General features: G+C 27.1%; 21 protein-coding genes and 1 tRNA gene. 20 read left to right on the top strand and 2 right to left on the bottom strand.

The genetic code is table 11. From position 1 onward, the window contains the following. Positions 1 to 9 precede the first annotated feature (9 nt). From AVBRAN12647_RS01605 to AVBRAN12647_RS01565, 9 genes are read left to right on the top strand one after another with little or no spacing between them, the layout of a single operon-like run. Positions 10 to 564 carry a 5-formyltetrahydrofolate cyclo-ligase gene (locus tag AVBRAN12647_RS01605; protein ID WP_214115919.1) on the top strand — a complete coding sequence of 185 codons (555 nt, stop codon included), beginning with the start codon at positions 10 to 12 and terminating at the stop codon, positions 562 to 564. Next, on the top strand, positions 551 to 2,131 hold the full coding sequence (gene rny, locus AVBRAN12647_RS01600; protein WP_214115917.1) for a ribonuclease Y: 1,581 nt from the start codon (positions 551 to 553) through the stop codon (positions 2,129 to 2,131). Before AVBRAN12647_RS01605 ends, rny begins: the two co-directional genes overlap by 14 nt. Next, complete coding sequence (locus AVBRAN12647_RS01595; RefSeq protein ID WP_336613740.1) at positions 2,131 to 2,679, top strand: DedA family protein; 549 nt, start codon at positions 2,131 to 2,133, stop codon at positions 2,677 to 2,679. The genes rny and AVBRAN12647_RS01595 overlap by 1 nt, the downstream gene beginning before the upstream one ends. Further along, the gene (locus AVBRAN12647_RS01590) at positions 2,676 to 3,455 is read left to right on the top strand and encodes a DUF535 family protein (RefSeq protein ID WP_336614589.1); all 780 of its coding nucleotides are present in this window, start codon (positions 2,676 to 2,678) and stop codon (positions 3,453 to 3,455) included. Before AVBRAN12647_RS01595 ends, AVBRAN12647_RS01590 begins: the two co-directional genes overlap by 4 nt. Positions 3,456 to 3,490: 35 nt before the next feature. After that, positions 3,491 to 3,751, top strand: coding sequence for an RNA-binding S4 domain-containing protein (locus tag AVBRAN12647_RS01585; RefSeq protein ID WP_214115905.1), 261 nt, complete (start codon positions 3,491 to 3,493; stop codon positions 3,749 to 3,751). Next, positions 3,735 to 4,133: a tRNA (adenosine(37)-N6)-threonylcarbamoyltransferase complex ATPase subunit type 1 TsaE gene (gene tsaE / locus AVBRAN12647_RS01580; RefSeq protein ID WP_214115903.1), complete on the top strand. Its 399-nt coding sequence runs from the start codon at positions 3,735 to 3,737 to the stop codon at positions 4,131 to 4,133. The genes AVBRAN12647_RS01585 and tsaE overlap by 17 nt, the downstream gene beginning before the upstream one ends. Then, positions 4,120 to 4,842, top strand: coding sequence for an LPS export ABC transporter ATP-binding protein (gene lptB / locus AVBRAN12647_RS01575; protein WP_214115900.1), 723 nt, complete (start codon positions 4,120 to 4,122; stop codon positions 4,840 to 4,842). The genes tsaE and lptB overlap by 14 nt, the downstream gene beginning before the upstream one ends. Further along, positions 4,842 to 6,068 (top strand): RNA polymerase factor sigma-54, encoded by a 1,227-nt coding sequence (locus AVBRAN12647_RS01570; RefSeq protein ID WP_214115898.1) that lies wholly within the window; start codon positions 4,842 to 4,844, stop codon positions 6,066 to 6,068. Before lptB ends, AVBRAN12647_RS01570 begins: the two co-directional genes overlap by 1 nt. Positions 6,069 to 6,072: 4 nt before the next feature. After that, the gene (locus AVBRAN12647_RS01565; RefSeq protein WP_336609430.1) at positions 6,073 to 6,687 is read left to right on the top strand and encodes a YggS family pyridoxal phosphate-dependent enzyme; all 615 of its coding nucleotides are present in this window, start codon (positions 6,073 to 6,075) and stop codon (positions 6,685 to 6,687) included. Positions 6,688 to 7,009: 322 nt separating this feature from the next. Here AVBRAN12647_RS01565 and galE read toward each other — a convergent pair whose 3' ends face one another. Both galE and truD read right to left on the bottom strand, forming a co-directional pair. Next, entirely contained in the window at positions 7,010 to 7,996 is a 987-nt protein-coding gene (gene galE / locus AVBRAN12647_RS01560; protein ID WP_214115893.1) for a UDP-glucose 4-epimerase GalE, read from the bottom strand. Then, on the bottom strand, positions 7,993 to 9,078 hold the full coding sequence (gene truD, locus AVBRAN12647_RS01555) for a tRNA pseudouridine(13) synthase TruD (RefSeq protein WP_214115891.1): 1,086 nt from the start codon (positions 9,076 to 9,078) through the stop codon (positions 7,993 to 7,995). Before truD ends, galE begins: the two co-directional genes overlap by 4 nt. Positions 9,079 to 9,142: 64 nt before the next feature. On the opposite strand from truD, the gene AVBRAN12647_RS01550 reads away from it, so the two are divergent. The 11 genes from AVBRAN12647_RS01550 to pssA all read left to right on the top strand — a co-directional run bounded on the left by AVBRAN12647_RS01550 (position 9,143) and on the right by pssA (position 16,178). Next, complete coding sequence (locus AVBRAN12647_RS01550; RefSeq protein WP_214115889.1) at positions 9,143 to 9,769, top strand: DUF5644 domain-containing protein; 627 nt, start codon at positions 9,143 to 9,145, stop codon at positions 9,767 to 9,769. Further along, positions 9,766 to 10,401, top strand: coding sequence for an HdrB C-terminal domain-containing protein (locus AVBRAN12647_RS01545; RefSeq protein ID WP_239803388.1), 636 nt, complete (start codon positions 9,766 to 9,768; stop codon positions 10,399 to 10,401). The genes AVBRAN12647_RS01550 and AVBRAN12647_RS01545 overlap by 4 nt, the downstream gene beginning before the upstream one ends. Beyond that, the gene (locus AVBRAN12647_RS01540) at positions 10,398 to 10,724 is read left to right on the top strand and encodes an ornithine carbamoyltransferase (RefSeq protein ID WP_214115885.1); all 327 of its coding nucleotides are present in this window, start codon (positions 10,398 to 10,400) and stop codon (positions 10,722 to 10,724) included. The genes AVBRAN12647_RS01545 and AVBRAN12647_RS01540 overlap by 4 nt, the downstream gene beginning before the upstream one ends. Then, positions 10,714 to 11,268: an RsmD family RNA methyltransferase gene (locus tag AVBRAN12647_RS01535; protein ID WP_336609428.1), complete on the top strand. Its 555-nt coding sequence runs from the start codon at positions 10,714 to 10,716 to the stop codon at positions 11,266 to 11,268. The genes AVBRAN12647_RS01540 and AVBRAN12647_RS01535 overlap by 11 nt, the downstream gene beginning before the upstream one ends. 98 nt (positions 11,269 to 11,366) lie before the next feature. Next, positions 11,367 to 11,681 (top strand): F0F1 ATP synthase subunit C, encoded by a 315-nt coding sequence (locus AVBRAN12647_RS01530; RefSeq protein ID WP_214115881.1) that lies wholly within the window; start codon positions 11,367 to 11,369, stop codon positions 11,679 to 11,681. Positions 11,682 to 11,707: 26 nt separating this feature from the next. Beyond that, a tRNA-Leu gene (locus tag AVBRAN12647_RS01525) sits at positions 11,708 to 11,792 on the top strand. A gap of 30 nt (positions 11,793 to 11,822) precedes the next feature. After that, positions 11,823 to 12,188, top strand: coding sequence for a chemotaxis response regulator CheY (locus AVBRAN12647_RS01520; RefSeq protein WP_214115879.1), 366 nt, complete (start codon positions 11,823 to 11,825; stop codon positions 12,186 to 12,188). A gap of 2 nt (positions 12,189 to 12,190) precedes the next feature. Then, positions 12,191 to 13,018 carry a 50S ribosomal protein L11 methyltransferase gene (locus tag AVBRAN12647_RS01515; protein ID WP_214120017.1) on the top strand — a complete coding sequence of 276 codons (828 nt, stop codon included), beginning with the start codon at positions 12,191 to 12,193 and terminating at the stop codon, positions 13,016 to 13,018. Continuing rightward, the gene (gene ftsH, locus AVBRAN12647_RS01510) at positions 13,011 to 14,864 is read left to right on the top strand and encodes an ATP-dependent zinc metalloprotease FtsH (RefSeq protein WP_214115875.1); all 1,854 of its coding nucleotides are present in this window, start codon (positions 13,011 to 13,013) and stop codon (positions 14,862 to 14,864) included. Before AVBRAN12647_RS01515 ends, ftsH begins: the two co-directional genes overlap by 8 nt. Further along, a complete protein-coding gene (locus AVBRAN12647_RS01505; RefSeq protein WP_239803389.1) occupies positions 14,861 to 15,448 on the top strand; it encodes a hypothetical protein in 588 nt (195 codons plus the stop codon). Before ftsH ends, AVBRAN12647_RS01505 begins: the two co-directional genes overlap by 4 nt. A gap of 1 nt (position 15,449) precedes the next feature. Then, complete coding sequence (gene pssA, locus AVBRAN12647_RS01500) at positions 15,450 to 16,178, top strand: CDP-diacylglycerol--serine O-phosphatidyltransferase (protein WP_214115871.1); 729 nt, start codon at positions 15,450 to 15,452, stop codon at positions 16,176 to 16,178. The last annotated feature ends 1 nt before the right edge of the window (position 16,179 follow it).

Here is a 16,179-nt window from a genome sequence, read left to right as displayed (position 1 = left end):
GGTTAGATTATGGATAAAAAGTTAATAAGAGAAAAATTTCATAAAGAAAATTATAAATTTTGTAAAAATTACGGAAGTTTTAGAGCTATTTTAAAAATAATATCTAAAGTTAAAACAAATAAAAAATTAAATCTTTTAATTTATATTGCAAAAGATAAAGAAATAAATCTATATAAATACAAAAGATTTTTATGTAAAAAATTCAATATTTATATTCCAAAAATGCTTAGTGATAATAGTTTAGCTTTTAATAAATTAAGGTTTCCATTAAGTGAAGTTAGATTTAAAATAAAAGAAAGCTCAAGTAAGATTGAAAATGTTAAAATTGATATTGCAATTATACCTGTTTTAGGAATTGATAAGGATTTTAGAAGAGTAGGTTTTGGCAAAGGATTTTACGATAGAACTTTTTCTAAAATTGATTATGATTTATTAATTATTTTTATTCAAAATATAAAATCCGTTACTAAAAACAAAATTTGTTTAAAATCGGATATTCAAGGCGATTTTTATATCGCAAATGGTAAAACAATAAAAAGAAAGAGAAGTTATGACATTAGTTGAAATTATATCGTTATTAGCGGTATTTATTCTAGGAGGAGCATTAGGGGTTTTAGTAGCCAAAAGAATACACGAAGCTCATTTTAAAATTCACGAAGAACAAGCAAAAGCAAAAGCAAAAGTGATTGAATATGAAGCTGAAAAAATACTAAGAAATGCTGATAAAGTTCTAGAAAATGCCAAAGCAAGTGAGGGTAAGATTGAGTTGAGTTATAAAAAATCTTATGATGAAAAGATTTTAGAACTTCAAAAAGAACACGATAAGAAAATTCTAGAAATTGAGAAAAAAGAGCAAATTCTAGCAATAAACGAACAAAAATTAGATGAATTTAAAGCAAGTATTGTAAAAAGCGAGCAAGCTGCAAATGAATTGATGGAAGAAGCAAATATGCTTAAAAAATCTTGCGAAGCAAAAATGCAAGAATTATTAAGCAGTATTGAAAATATAAGTGGTTTAACTCAAAGCGAAGCAAGAGAATTAGTAATAAATCAAGCTAAAGAAGATGCAAGAGATGAAATCGCTCATATTGTAAGAAAATGCGAAGAAGAAGCAAAATCTCAAGCAAAGGCAAAAGCAGGATATATCTTAGCGCAAGCTACTACTAGATTTGCAGGTGAATATGCAAGTGAGAGATTAATTAGCGTAATAAATCTTAAAAGTGATGATTTAAAAGGAAGAATTATTGGTAAAGAAGGAAGAAATATAAAAACACTTGAAATGGTTTTAGGTGTTGATGTAATTATTGATGATACTCCAAACGCAATTATTATTAGCTCATTTAATGTTTTACGCCGTGCAATTGCTAAAAAAGTAATTGATTTATTAATAGATGATGGAAGAATTCAGCCAGCTAGAATTGAAGAATTACACGAAAGAGTTTCAAAAGAATTTGAAGAAGAAATGTTTAATGAAGGTCAAAATATCATAATGGATTTAGGACTTACAAAAATGGCTCCTGAATTAGTAAAATTAATTGGCCGTTTAAAATATCGTGCAAGTTACGGACAAAACGCATTAGCACATAGCTTAGAAGTTGCACATTTAGCAGGAATTATCGCAGCTGAATGTGGTGGTAATACAAGACTTGCAAGGCGTGCTGGAATTTTACATGATATTGGCAAGGCTTTAACTCACGAATATGAAGGTAGCCATGTTGATTTAGGTGCTATGGTTTGTGAAAGGCACAAAGAGCATCCTGTGGTATTAAACGCTATTTTTGCTCACCATGGGCATGAAGATGCTTTAAGTATTGAAGCTGCTGCAGTTTGCACGGCTGATGTTTTAAGTGCGGCAAGACCAGGTGCTAGAAGAGAAGTTTTAGAAGCGTTTTTAAAGCGTGTTAGTGAGCTTGAAGCTATTGCAAAACAACATTCTCAAGTTAAAAAAGCTTATGCAATTAATGCTGGTCGTGAAATTAGAGTTATTGTAAATGCTAAGCTAATTAATGATGATGAAAGTGTTCTTTTAGCTAAAGAAATAGCTAGTGAAATAACAAGCAGCTTACAATTTCCAGGAGAAATTAAAGTAAATGTTATCCGTGAAACTAGAGCTGTGGAGCTAGCGAAATAATGCAAGAATTTATAGAAAAATTTGTAGAATACGGATATATTTTAGTATTTTTATACTCTTTAGGCGGCGGTATGTTAGCACTGCTTGCCTTAGGAGTGTTTGCAAGTGCTTATAATGTAAATCCTTATATTAGTATTTTAGTAGCTTTTGTAGGTAATTTTCTAGGCTCATCGGCTTTATTTTATTTTACTAGAGCTAGTAAAAAAGACTTTCAAAAACATCTTGTAAAGCATAAAAGAAAACTAGCTCTTTTAGTAGTTTTATTTAGAAAAAATGGCTTTATTTTTACTTTAGTTTGTAAGTTTGTTTATGGGCTTAAAACCTTAGGTCCAATAGCAGCTGAGATTTCAAAATTAAGCTTTTTTAGATTTAGCATTTATAATCTAATTTCTTGTTTTATTTGGGCTGTTGTGGTGTTTTATGCGGCGTTTTATTTAGGAGATAGCTTGGCTAAAACTTTTGATGAATATTCATCTTATATGCCAATTATTTTACTTGTTTTATTGATTGTGATTTTTACATATTTAAAAATAAAAGCGAAGAAATGAAGAGTAAAAAATTATTAAATATTAGATTTTTTTTAAGAAAGATAATTCATTTTAAAAATCATAAATTCCTAAATCAAATTCTACTAGATTATCCGAAATTATCTAATAAATTTAGCGAGAATTTAAAATATCACAATGATATGTTATGCAAAAAATACGGGGCTACTAATTTTACTTTTGAATATTCAAATGAATGTTTTAAAAGGGATTTAGAAATTATTACAAATAGATTTTTGGATATTTTAAGTAATGATGAGATTATTTTTAACGAATTTGATTTAAAAATTACGCTTAGCTCAAATCCTAAAGTAATTAGCGAAGGACTTTTTACAATTCATTTGCATTATAAAAATGAGCTTTTATATTCTTTAAGTTTTGTTTTATTAAATGATGCTTTATTAATCACAGCTTTACAAGGTAATTTAAATACTAAAGATGAGATAAAAGAATTTACTAAAGTTTATTTTGGCTTAAGACCGCTTAATTTTATTATATTTTTTGCTTTTATTTTTGCTGAGTTTTTAGGTATAAATAAAGTTTGCGGAGTAAAGGATAGATTTTTAGTATCAAGATTTAAACGCAATAGAAAAAGAGATGGAAGAGTATTTGTAATACCAAATTATGACGAAATATGGCAAGAAAATACAAAAATTATTAAAGAAGAAAAATCATTTTATGTATTAGAATATTTGCAAAAAGATTTAGAAGAAATACCATCAAAAAAACGCTCAATGTATAAAAAAAGATTTGAGTTCTTAAAAACGATTAAATTGTAAGCAATAATTATTCCTAACTAGCTAAAATGCTCTTTATGAGAGTAGATAAATTTTTAAATGCAGTAAATATCACAAAACGCCGTTCAATTTCACTTGATATGTGTAAAAACGGCGTAATTTGTATAAATGGAAATGTTGTTAAACCTAGTAAAGAAGTAAAAGTTGGCGATATTATAAGTCTAAATCTTTTAAACGAGCAAATTAGATTTAAGGTATTAGCTTTACCTACAACCAAAAATGTAGCTAAAGCAAAATCAAATGAATATGTGGAAAAACTAGATGATAATCAAGGCTAATTTAGATAATTTAGATTTAGTGGTAAATGAGTTTGGTGATAATGGGATTTATTTATTACAAGGCGATTTAGCTAGTGGAAAGACTACTTTAGTAAATAAAATAGCAAATAAAAAATTAAATCAAAAAGCAATTTCTCCAACTTTTAGTGTATTAAATACTTATAAAAACGATACTAATACGATTTATCATTATGATATTTATCAAAAAGGAACAAAAGCTTTTATAGAAAATGGTTTGTTTGAGAATTTGTTTAATGATGGTCTTCATTTAATTGAATGGGCTGATGATGATTTTATAAAAATATTAGAGCAATTTGCACTTAGATACAAGATTGTAAAAATTAGCACTAATAATGAAGGTAGGCTTTATGAGTTTAGTTAATTTAAAAGCGTGTGGTCTAAAGAAAAGTATAAAAAATATAGAAATTATAAAAAATGTAGATATTAGTATGGATAATTCTCAAATAGTAGGATTATTTGGAAGTAATGGTGCAGGAAAAACTACTACATTTTATATGATTTGCGGACTTGTTAGCCCTAGTGCTGGGGATATTTTTTTAGATGATTTAAATATTACTAACGAGCCACTTCATAAACGCGCAATTCTAGGCATTGGTTATTTACCACAAGATTCAAGTGTTTTAAAAGATTTAAGTGTTTGGGAAAATATGCAAATTGCAGCAGAGCTTAAAGGGCTTAAAAATATAGATGAATTAATAGAAGAAAAATTAAATCTTTTAAAGATTTATGATAGAAAAGACCGCCTTGCAAAAAGTCTTAGTGGTGGGGAGCGTCGTAGATTAGAAATAGCTAGAGCTTTAGTTTTAGAGCCTAAGTTTTTATTACTTGATGAGCCTTTTGCTGGGGTTGATCCAAAAAGTATTAATGATGTTCAAAGCATTATTAAGGATTTAAAAGATTTAAATATAGGCGTATTAATTACTGACCATAATGTCCGTGAGACCCTTAGAATTTGTGATAAAGCTTATGTTTTAGATAGTGGTAGTATTTTAGCTAGTGGAAGTGCTAAAGAAATTGCAAATAATGAAATAGTAAAAAGCAAATATTTAGGTAAAAACTTTTCTTTATAATGTTAAAAGTCCGTCAGCAAGTAAGCCAAAAGCCAAAATTATCTCAAACCCTTAGAAGCTGGTTGCCACTGCTTCAAGCTAGTAGTGATGATTTAGAAGATGAAGTAAATAATCTAGCAAAAGATAATCCTTGTATAAAAATTAGCTCAAAAAAAGAAATAAATGATAAAAAATCTAACAAAAGTATAAGACAATTATATTCTAAAGGCGGTGGTTTGATTGAAGAATTAAATATCGCTAAAAAAAGCATATATGATGATTTAGAATTACAGCTTAATAAGACTTTATTTCCTACTCAAAAATCTCAAGAAATTGCAAGAATTATTATAAGTTGTCTTGATGAGAATGGATATTTTGTATATGATGAAAATATTTGTTTAGGATATTTATTAGAAGATATAGAAAAAGTTAGAAAGAGATTTTGCTACCTTGAGCCTTTAGGAGTTGGTGCGATTAATTATATTGAAGCTTTAGAGTTTTGCTTATTGAATGCGAATTTAGAAAATGAATTATTTTTGTTATGCAAAAAGCTTATAAATGATTTAGATAATTTATCAAAATATACTAAAAATCCTTTATATAAAGACGCAATAAGAATTATAAAAAGCTTTAATCTACCGCCTTTTATTGATGATTTAGAAGATAGCAAAGAGATTATCCCTGATATTTATATCTTAAATGAGAATGGAAAATTAGAAATAATTATCAATGATGATTATTATCCGCAGATTGAAATTCAAGACTATAAAGAGTTAAAAGAACAAGTAAAAAATGCTAAAAATTTAGTAGATGCTTTAGAGATGAGAAAGGCGACTTTAAAAAAACTTGCCTTAATGATAGTTGAATATCAATATGATTATTTTTTAGGTGGAGATATTAAGCCATTAAAAATGCAGGATTTAGCAACCGAACTTGATAGAAATACTAGCACAATTAGCCGCGCAATAGCTAATAAATACATTAGCTCAAATCGTGGGATAATAGCTATTAAAGACTTTTTTGCAGCAGAATTAAACGATGGCACAAGTAATAAAACCATCAAAGAATTTGTAAGCGAATTAATCAAAAATGAAAATCACTTAAAACCTTTAAGCGATCAATTGATTTTAGAAAAAATAGAAAAAGAATTTAATGTAAAAATAGTAAGAAGAACTATCACAAAATATAGAAAATTACTAGATATTCCAAGCTCAAGCGAGAGAAAAAAATTATATTCATTAAGGTAGAAAAATGACTTATTTAGAACTAAAAGAAAAATATAAAGATATAAGAATTATAGCGGTTAGTAAATATACAACAGATGAGAAAATAATGGCTTTACATAAATTAGGACAAATTGAATTTGGCGAAAACAAAGTGCAGGATTTAGCTAGAAAAAAGGCTGAATTATCAAGTGATATTAACTGGCATTTCATAGGAAATTTGCAAAAAAACAAAGCTAATTTACTCATAAAAACAAAGCCTATTATGTGGCAAAGTTGCATTAATTTAGACCTTGCAAAATATGTTGATGCTAGACTTGATTATGAGCTAGATACATTGCTTGAGATAAATGTGGCTAACGAAGATAGCAAGGCTGGTATTAATCCAAGTAAAGCAATTGATGAGTATTTAGCGATTAAACAAAATTGTAAATTCATAAAGCCTGTAGGGGTTATGTGTATAGGTGCTATGAGCGATGATATTAAGCAAATTATTAAGAGTTTTGATTTGTGTTATAAGATTTATGATGAGCTTAAAAAAGATGGAGCTAAGATTTGCTCTATGGGTATGAGTAGTGATTATGAAATAGCTATTAAAAGTGGAGCAAATATGATACGCTTAGGCAGCGTGCTATTTAATTAATAAAATAAATTTTCATTTTATAAGATAAGTTTTTATAGTTGTAGTTATCTTAATTTTTATATAAAATATTATTAAATAATAAGAGCTATTTTAAGATATTATTTTTTAGTTTTATATAAAGTTTTGATTTTAAATTCCAAAATCTTTAATATCGTAAATATTGTTTATTGCAAATACAAAATAAAATATATAAAAGCTCTAAAATATCTTTATATTTAAAATATTGAAATTAACAATATAATACCAATTTGCCTTTTATTTTAAAGTATTATCTCCTATTTTAAATTCTTAAAATGTATTGAATTTAAAATAGGAATTGAGTTTATATTTTTAACTCCCATTCATAAGCGCTTTTGCAAATTAATTCAAGGTTGTCGTTACTATATTTCCAGTCTGTTAAAGAAGTTATTTTTTTATTAGATGCTACAAGTGAGCTAGGATCTCCTGTGCGTCTATCTGCCATTTCTACTTTAAAATCATTACCACTGATTTTTTTCATAATATCAATTACTTCTTTTACGCTAGTTCCTTTTGAGTACCCAACATTAAAGGCTTGACTTGTTTTTTGGTTTTTTAAATATTTTAATGCTTCAATATGTGCGATAGCCAAGTCATCAACGTGTATATAATCCCTTACGCAAGTTCCATCAGGGGTATTATAATCATTACCATATAAATACATTTTATCTCTTTTATTAGCAGCACATTCAGCAGCTATTTTTATAAGTAAGCTAGATTTACTAAATTGACCTAAAGGTGCAATTAGGCTTGCTCCTGCAACATTAAAGTATCTTAATGCTATGAAATTAAATTCTTTCTTAGCATTTGATAAATCATTTAATATATATTCGCCTATTAGTTTTGTTAAACCATAAGGATTTATAGGATTTTTTGGAGTATCTTCTGTGATTAATTCATTAGTTTTTGGTTCTCCATAAGTTGCAGCAGAACTTGAGAAAATAAAATTATTAATATCGTATTTTTCACAAATTTTTAATAAATTAATCATATTTGATACATTATTATCATGATATTTTAATGGATTTTGCGTGCTTTCAAATACGCTAGTATTAGCTGCAAAATGCACTACACAATCTATTTTATTATTGGTTACTATTTGTTCTAGTAGTTCTAAATTTCCAAAATTTCCTTCGTAGAATTTAAAATTATCAAATTTATTTAACACTTCTAAAGCCCTTGCATTTCCAGTGCTAATATTATCAATACCTATAACTTTATAATTATTCTTTAAAAAATGATAACTTGTAATTGAGCCAATATAACCTGCTGCACCTGTAATTAAAATCATTCTTCGTTCCTTTCTAAATGTATTATTTCATCAAGCACGACTGTTGCGTATGAGCCTTTTTGTAGGCTAAATTCAAGGCTAAGTTGTGCTAATTCTTCATTATAGTTAATTTTTTCATCATTTGTGTAAGTCCATAAATATCTTCTTGAACCATTTTGAGTTTTTAATAAATCAAAATAATCCTTATATATGCTATTTTCAATTTCACCTAAAAAACCTTCATTTAATTTAGGCTTATTTCCTAGTATCAATCCAGAAGGGCTAATATCCCTTGCTAAAAATCTTTTTAAACCATCTTCTAAATTCTCATTAAATACCTTGCCGTAAGGATAATGCTCATATATTTCATTATCAAATAATTTAAAAAATTGTTCTTGTTTTTTTAGATTTTCAACTAAAGTTTTATCCTTATAAAGTGCTAATAATTCTTGTTTAGAAAAATCATTGCTAAATCTTGAAATTTCTATTCTTTTTGATAAATATGTGTTGAATAATTCGCTTTGAAATGCAGAAATTAAAAAGTTATTTAATTTATTATTTTTAAATTTTAATTCGTTTTTTAATATTTCTAAGCCTGTTTTTGCATTATCATTATCTTTGCCAAAACGCTGATAGCCATAATAATTAGGAAAGCCATTTTCTTTAATATTTGTAAAAATTTGCTCAATCTTTAAGGCGTCAATTTTATTAACTTTTTTTAATCTTATAAAAAATGAATTACCTTTTAAATGTCCGATTTTTAATTTATTATTGTGTAAAAAAGTATCAATAATTTTACATTTTTCATGAGAAAATTTAGCTAATTCTTTCTCGTATTTTTTAGGCATTGAAATGTATTGAAATGTAAGTCCTTGCTTGTCTTTAAGACCTGCGTAACCAAAATCTTTTGCTTTAATTCCTGTTGCTGCACTTAAATCTTTTAAAAGTTCATTTGTGCTTAAATCTTTCTTTTGTATATGTAAAATCAAATGCTCTCCAGAGCCACTAAATTCGTATAATGGTATTTCACGCACTACGAAATCGCTAGAATTTTTTGAAAAATAAACATTGATTTTTGAATGAGTGTTTGCTCTTAAATACATATTAAATCCTTTTAATAATTTATAACATTTTTTTGATATAAATTAGTAAAAAAGGAATTTTGTTATGAGAAGTTTTATTTTAAGAGTATTTAGATTTGATGCTAGTAGAGATTATGAGTTTTACTATAAGCCATATGAGATTAATTTAAAAGACATTAACGATAGTTCTACACTTTACGATGTTTTAGGGTTAGTAAAACAACAAGATAGATATTTTAATATGCCAGATTGTAATGAATTTGTAAGGATTGAAAATAAAGTTTTATCACTTAATACAAACATAAATGAACTTATTAAAAAATTTGGAAATGATTTTTGTGTAAGTGCAATTGATTTAAAAAGAGCAAAGCTTGATTTAATGTGTGATGATAGTGATTTTATAAAAGTTTTTGATTATTTTAAAAATATTTGCAATGCAGATGATTATAAAGATTATTTAACTTATAAATTTTTATATTATGCAAGTGATATTCGTGAATATAATGATGAATTTTTAGGTGATAGTGCGTTTGTGTTTGCAAATAAATTATTAGAAAAATATCCTAATAAAAGAAAAGATATTTTAGATATTGTTTTTGATAAGGAAAAAGGAATTGAGTATAGTGTAAGCTTAAAACCATTTTTATATAGTGATTATGAAAAATATGAAGAAATTAAAAATTCTTTAAAACATCAAAAGGAGATTAGATGATAACTTTAATAAATGATGATTTTAATTTTTCTAATTTATTAAAAGGTGATTATAGAAAAACCTATGTAAAAACACCTAGTTTTATGAGTGAATATAAAGCAGATGAATATAAAAAAGAATTTGATTCTTGTTTAGGAGAGATGAATTTAATCTGCGATACTAGTATTTTAGATTATGCAAAGAAAAATTATAAAAATGCTTCATGTGTTATTCAAGATTTACAAAATATAGAAATTAAAAACGATTTTAATGGTTTTAATGTAGCTGTTTATCGTGGTTTTACCATTGATTTATTTTTACATTTTTTAAAAAAGACTAAGGCAAAATTAATAAATTATGAAACTCAAGAATTTGAAAATGGTTTTAGATTTTTAGAATTTGATAAGCAAATAGCTTATAAAAAAGCAGCTAAGATAGTTTTAGATGCTTATGATAGCGGTGCTGATTTTTTAGTAGTTGGCGATAGTTTAAGCTTTAAAATGTTTGATACTTTAAGTGGCGAATTACAAAAAGTATCTAATAGAGATTTTAGTGATTTTTATATTTTACATATGGCTGAGTTTATAAGTTTAGCTAATGGTAATATTCCAGCTAGTCTTAAAGACCATAAATTAAAGGTTAGTTTGGTATGAAAATAGCCATTGCGTGCAAAGATATTTTATTAGAAAAGACTTTAATATTATTTTTACAAGATTATTTAGCAAATAAAAAAGATTGCGATTTTTTAATCACTGATGAAAAATTAATGCACGCAAAAAAACCACAATTTATAATAGGTTTTAATAATGCACATTTAAAATTGCCTTTTAGTAAAGAGCAATTAATTGATGCTTTATATGAGTTTTCAAGCACAATAAATCAAGATGATAATAAGGTTTTAAGTTTTGAAGAAAAACTTGATAAATTACTTAATAAATTTAAATATGATTTACTTCAATTAATGTATGAAAAATAATGTTTTAAGAGTTCAGAGCGGTTTTTTAAAAGGTAAAATTTTAGAAAATCCATCAAAAGATACTACAAGAGCTACAAAAAGTATAGTTAAGTCTTGTGTTTTTAATGTTTTAAGAGATGAATTAAGGGAATATGTTTTTATAGAAGCATTTGGCGGTAGTGCTAGTATGGCGATTGAAGCTATTAGTAATTATGCTAAAAAGGCGTTTGCTATTGAGATTGATAAATTAGCGTATAAAAGTGCTTTAAAAAATACAAAAGATTTAAATATAGAAGTTTTAAATGACGATACTTTTAAAGCTTTACCTAATATTATTGCTAAATTACAAAATGAAAAAACTATTCTTTATTTAGATCCGCCATTTGATATTAGAGATGGTTTTAGCGATGTATATTTGAAAATCAAGAATTTGTATGAGAATTTAGATTGTGATATTATCATTATAGAGCATTCTAGCAAGGTTGAATTTGCATCTTTAAAATATACCTTATTTAAGGTAAAAAAATTCGGCAACACAACTCTTAGTTTTTTTACTAGGTCTTAATTTATTTACTTTAGCTTAATAGAATATAGAGCATAATTTTTTTAGTAGGGATACGCAAGCCGAAAGGAAAATTATATATATTTTTATTAGGAGATTTTATGAAAAAGTTTTTATTAGTTTTACTTGCTTTTTCTAGTGTTGCTTTTGCTGCAGAAACTGAAATCGGTAGCGAGTTATTAAAAGCTTGTTCTGTTTTAGCTGCTGGTATTGGCTTAGGTGTTGCTGCACTTGGTGGTGCTATTGGTATGGGTCATGCTGCTGCTGCGACTATTGCAGGAACTGCTAGAAACCCTAGTTTAGGTGGTAAATTATCAACAACTATGTTTATTGCTATTGCGTTAATTGAAGCACAAGTAATTTATGCTCTAGTTATTGGATTAGTATTATTATACGCTAACCCATTTTTAGGATAATTTTAGGCTACTTTTGTAGCCTTTTTGCGTTTATGGTGGAATTGGTAGACACGCTATCTTGAGGGGGTAGTGCCAACAGGTGTGCGAGTTCAAGTCTCGCTAAACGCACCATGAAAAATAATATTACAAAAGGATTTTGAAGTGAAATTATTAGTAGTAGATGATAGCTCTACAATGAGAAGAATTATTAAAAATACTTTACAAAGATTAGGTCATGAGGATGTTTTAGAAGCTGAACATGGCGTGGAAGCTTGGGGATTGTTATGTGCAAATAGCGATATTGATGTTTTAATAACAGATTGGAATATGCCTGAAATGAATGGTCTTGAACTTGTTAAAAAAGTAAGAGCTGAAGCTAAATATGCAGATATGCCAATCATCATGGTAACTACTGAAGGTGGTAAAGCAGAAGTTATTACAGCATTAAAAGCTGGTGTTAATAACTATATAGTAAAACCTTTTACTCCACAAGTATTAAAAGAAAAATTAGAAGATGTTTTAGGATAATTATGCGTAATACTTATCAAGAATTAGTTATTAAAACAAATAATTTGGAGTTTATTAGTGATTTTGTATTTGCGTTTGATGTTGATGCAATTGAAGAAAAAAATGATGAATTAATTGTAAGAAGTGATAATAATCTTGATGATTTAGTTTTTGCGTTAGGCGAGTTAAAACAAAAACTTAATGATGCTAATTTAAATATTAATCTTACTTATGAACTTTGTGAAAAAGAGAATAAGGATTGGATTAATGAATATAAGAAAAATATAAAGCCAATTTTAATAGATAATATATATATACATACTACTTGGCAAGAGCCTAAAGCAGGCTATGTAAATCTAAAAATAGATCCAGCTTTAGCTTTTGGCTCAGGTCATCATGAAAGCACAAATTCTTGTGTAGAATTTTTGCAAAAATATTATAAAGGTTGCAAAACAGGTCTTGATGTAGGATGTGGTAGTGGAATTTTGTCTTTAGTTATGGCTAATTATGGTATTAGTGTTGATTCTTGTGATACTGATGAATTAGCAATTATGAGTACTAAAAATAATTTTGAGTTAAATAATCTTAAAATTAATAATATTTGGCAAGGTTCTTGTGATAAAGCCAAAAAGAAATATGATTTAGTAGTAGCAAATATAATTGCCGATGTGATATTAATTATTAAAAATGATTTGATAAAAAGTCTTAATGAGAACGGAGTTTTAATTCTTTCTGGTATTTTAAATACTTATTCTGAAAGGATTAAAAGTCAATTTTCTTCACTAACTTTAGTTGATGAGAAAATAAAAGGAGATTGGCTAACTTTAGTTTATAAGGTGAAAAATGAATAATAATGAAAATAAGAATTCTAATAAAAATCCAATAGTTATATTTTTAATTTTTTCACTATTGGTATTTGGTGGGTTTTCTTTATTTTTTGAAGAAGGTGGAATAGCTGATAATGGAAATAAAATAAGTTATTCTGACTTTAAGAAAAAAATAGAGACAGGTGAAATAACAAAAGTTCAAATAGGACAAACTCAAATAAAAGGTAGCGGGCTTAACTCTAGTTATACTGCAAACTTAGTAAGAGATTCAAATCTTACTACTTTACTTGATAGTAAAAATGTAAATTACACATCTTATTCTGAAAATAACTTTTTATCTAATTTATTATTTACTTGGATAATTCCAATTTTTATATTTTTTGCTATTTGGGGATTTATTACAAACAGAATGCAAAAGAAAATGGGTGGCGGAATTTTAGGAATTGGAAACTCAAAAAAATTAGTAAATTCTGAAAAACCAAAAGTAAAATTTGATGATGTAGCAGGTGTAGAAGAAGCAAAAGAAGAAGTAAAGGAAATAGTAGATTTTCTAAAATATCCAGAAAGATATATTAAATTAGGTGCTAAAATTCCAAAAGGTTTATTGTTAGTTGGACCTCCAGGCACAGGTAAAACTCTTTTAGCAAAAGCAGTTGCAGGTGAAGCCGATGTTCCATTTTTTAGTGTTTCGGGTTCAAGTTTTATAGAAATGTTTGTAGGTGTTGGCGCTAGTCGTGTTAGAGATTTATTTGAAAACGCTAAAAAAGAAGCTCCGGCAATTATTTTTATAGATGAAATTGATGCTATTGGTAAATCTCGTGCAGCAGGTTCACATATGGGCGGGCACGATGAAAGGGAACAAACTTTAAATCAGCTTTTAGCTGAAATGGATGGGTTTGGTTCAGAAAGCCCTGTAATTGTATTAGCAGCTACAAATAGACCTGAAGTGCTAGATGCAGCATTACTTAGACCGGGTCGTTTTGATAGACAAGTTTTAGTTGATAAGCCAGATTTTAAAGGAAGATGCGATATTTTAAGCGTTCATATGAAAGATGTAAAAATTGCTAAAGAAGTTAAAGTTGAAGATATTGCAAGACTTACGGCAGGACTTGCTGGAGCTGATTTGGCAAATATAATAAATGAAGCTGCATTACTTGCAGGAAGAAATAATAAAAAAGAAGTAGAGCAAGGCGATTTAACTGAAGCAGTTGAAAGAGCTATTGCAGGACTTGAGAAAAAATCAAGAAGAATAAGTGATAAAGAGAAAAAAATTGTAACATATCATGAGTGTGGACATGCTTTAATAGCAGAGACAACAAAAGGTGCTAAAAAAGTTACAAAAGTTTCTGTTATTCCTAGAGGTTTAGCAGCGCTTGGTTATACTTTAAATACTCCTGAAGAAAATAAATTCTTAATGCAAAGACACGAGTTGATTGCAGAAGTTGATGTTCTTTTAGGTGGTCGTGCAGCTGAGCATGTATTTATTAAAGAGATTTCAACAGGTGCTAGTAATGATTTAGAAAGAGCAACCGATATTATAAAAGCAATGGTTTCTATGTATGGTATGAGTGATATTGCTGGGCTTATGGTTTTAGAAAAACAAAGAAATCAATTCTTAGGTGGTGGTCAAACTATCAAGGATTATTCAGATGATATGGCTCATAAATTAGATGAATATGTTAAAAACTTACTTGATGAGAGATTTAAATCTGTTGTTGCTACTTTAGAACAATATAGTGGAGCAATTGAAACAATGGTTGAAAAACTTTATGAAAAAGAAGTAATAGAAGGTAGTGAAGTAAGAGAAATAATTAAAAATTATGAAATAGAAAATAATTTTGAAACTAGATTAAGTGAGATAGAAAAATGAATTTAATAGCAAATTGTGGAAAAAAGATAATATTAATTGCTTGGATAATATTTATATTATTTACTTTAATATTTTCTTTTTCTTGTTTGTTATTTTTAATTTTAGTATTACTACATTTATTTTATAAAAGGGTTGAGAGAGAAATAACTGATTATGATAATAATACTATAGTAAGTCCAATTGATGCAAAGGTAGTTGGAATATATGTTGATGAAGATAATAAAAATATAGTATTAACTTTAGAAAAAAATTATTTTAGCTTATTTTTAAATTCTTCAGAAATTAGAAGTGTGATAAAGTCTGAAGATATTTATAAAAAGCAATTTAATGGTTTAAAATATAATGATAATTTTTATTCAAATGCTACTGAAATAGTATTTAATAAAGATATTTCATTAATTTTAAAACCTGCTAGGTATTGTGTAAATTCTTTTTATGACATAAAAAAAGCTTTTAAAGGTCAAAGAATTGGATTTTTTTCAACAGGATTAGTTGATATAAAATTACCATATAATTGCACTTTATTAGTTGGAATGCACGATAAAATCTTAGCTAATGCAGATATTGCAAAGATTGGAGAATAAAATGGAAAAAAATTCTCATAAATTAGCTTATATTTTACCTAATTTATTTACAGCAGCATCTATATTTTTAGGCGTTTTAAGTATTTTAGCGTCTATTAAAGGCGATTATGATAAAGCTATGATTTTAATTATAGTAAGTTTGATTTGTGATGGTCTTGATGGTCGTGTGGCAAGACTTACAAATACAGCTTCAAAATTTGGAGTAGAATTTGATAGTTTAGCTGATATTATTGCTTTTGGAGTTGCACCTGCAGTACTATTTTATTTTAATTTAGGTCAAGAATATGGAAGACTTGGTTCTCTTGCTATGGCTGTTTTTATAATATTTGGTGCAATTCGCTTAGCTAGATTTAATGTTACAACAGGCACATATGATCCAAGAGTTTTTATAGGTCTTCCAATTCCAACGGCTGCAGTTGTTTTAGGTATTTGGGTTGTGTTTTATAAGCACCATTTTGATAATAATTCATTTATAGAAATTTTTATTATATTTCTTACATTTTTATTATCATTTTTGATGGTGAGCAATGTAAGGTATCCAAGTTTTAAAAAGATAGAATTTCAAAAAGCAAATATTTTAAAAGCTTTAGTGATTTTAATTTTTATTTGTTCTCTTATATATTTACGCCCTTTAGAGATTTTTACCTTAATAATGAGTGCTTATGTTATTTATGGTTTATCAAGAGCGATTTATAATTTATATATAAAAAAGATTAAAAAAGTAGGATAAA

This window comes from Campylobacter sp. RM12647, assembly GCF_020138135.1.
Taxonomy (GTDB): Bacteria; Campylobacterota; Campylobacteria; order Campylobacterales; family Campylobacteraceae; genus Campylobacter_E.
Note: the sequence above shows the minus strand (reverse complement) of the source record. Positions and strands in the feature narration are given on the sequence as shown.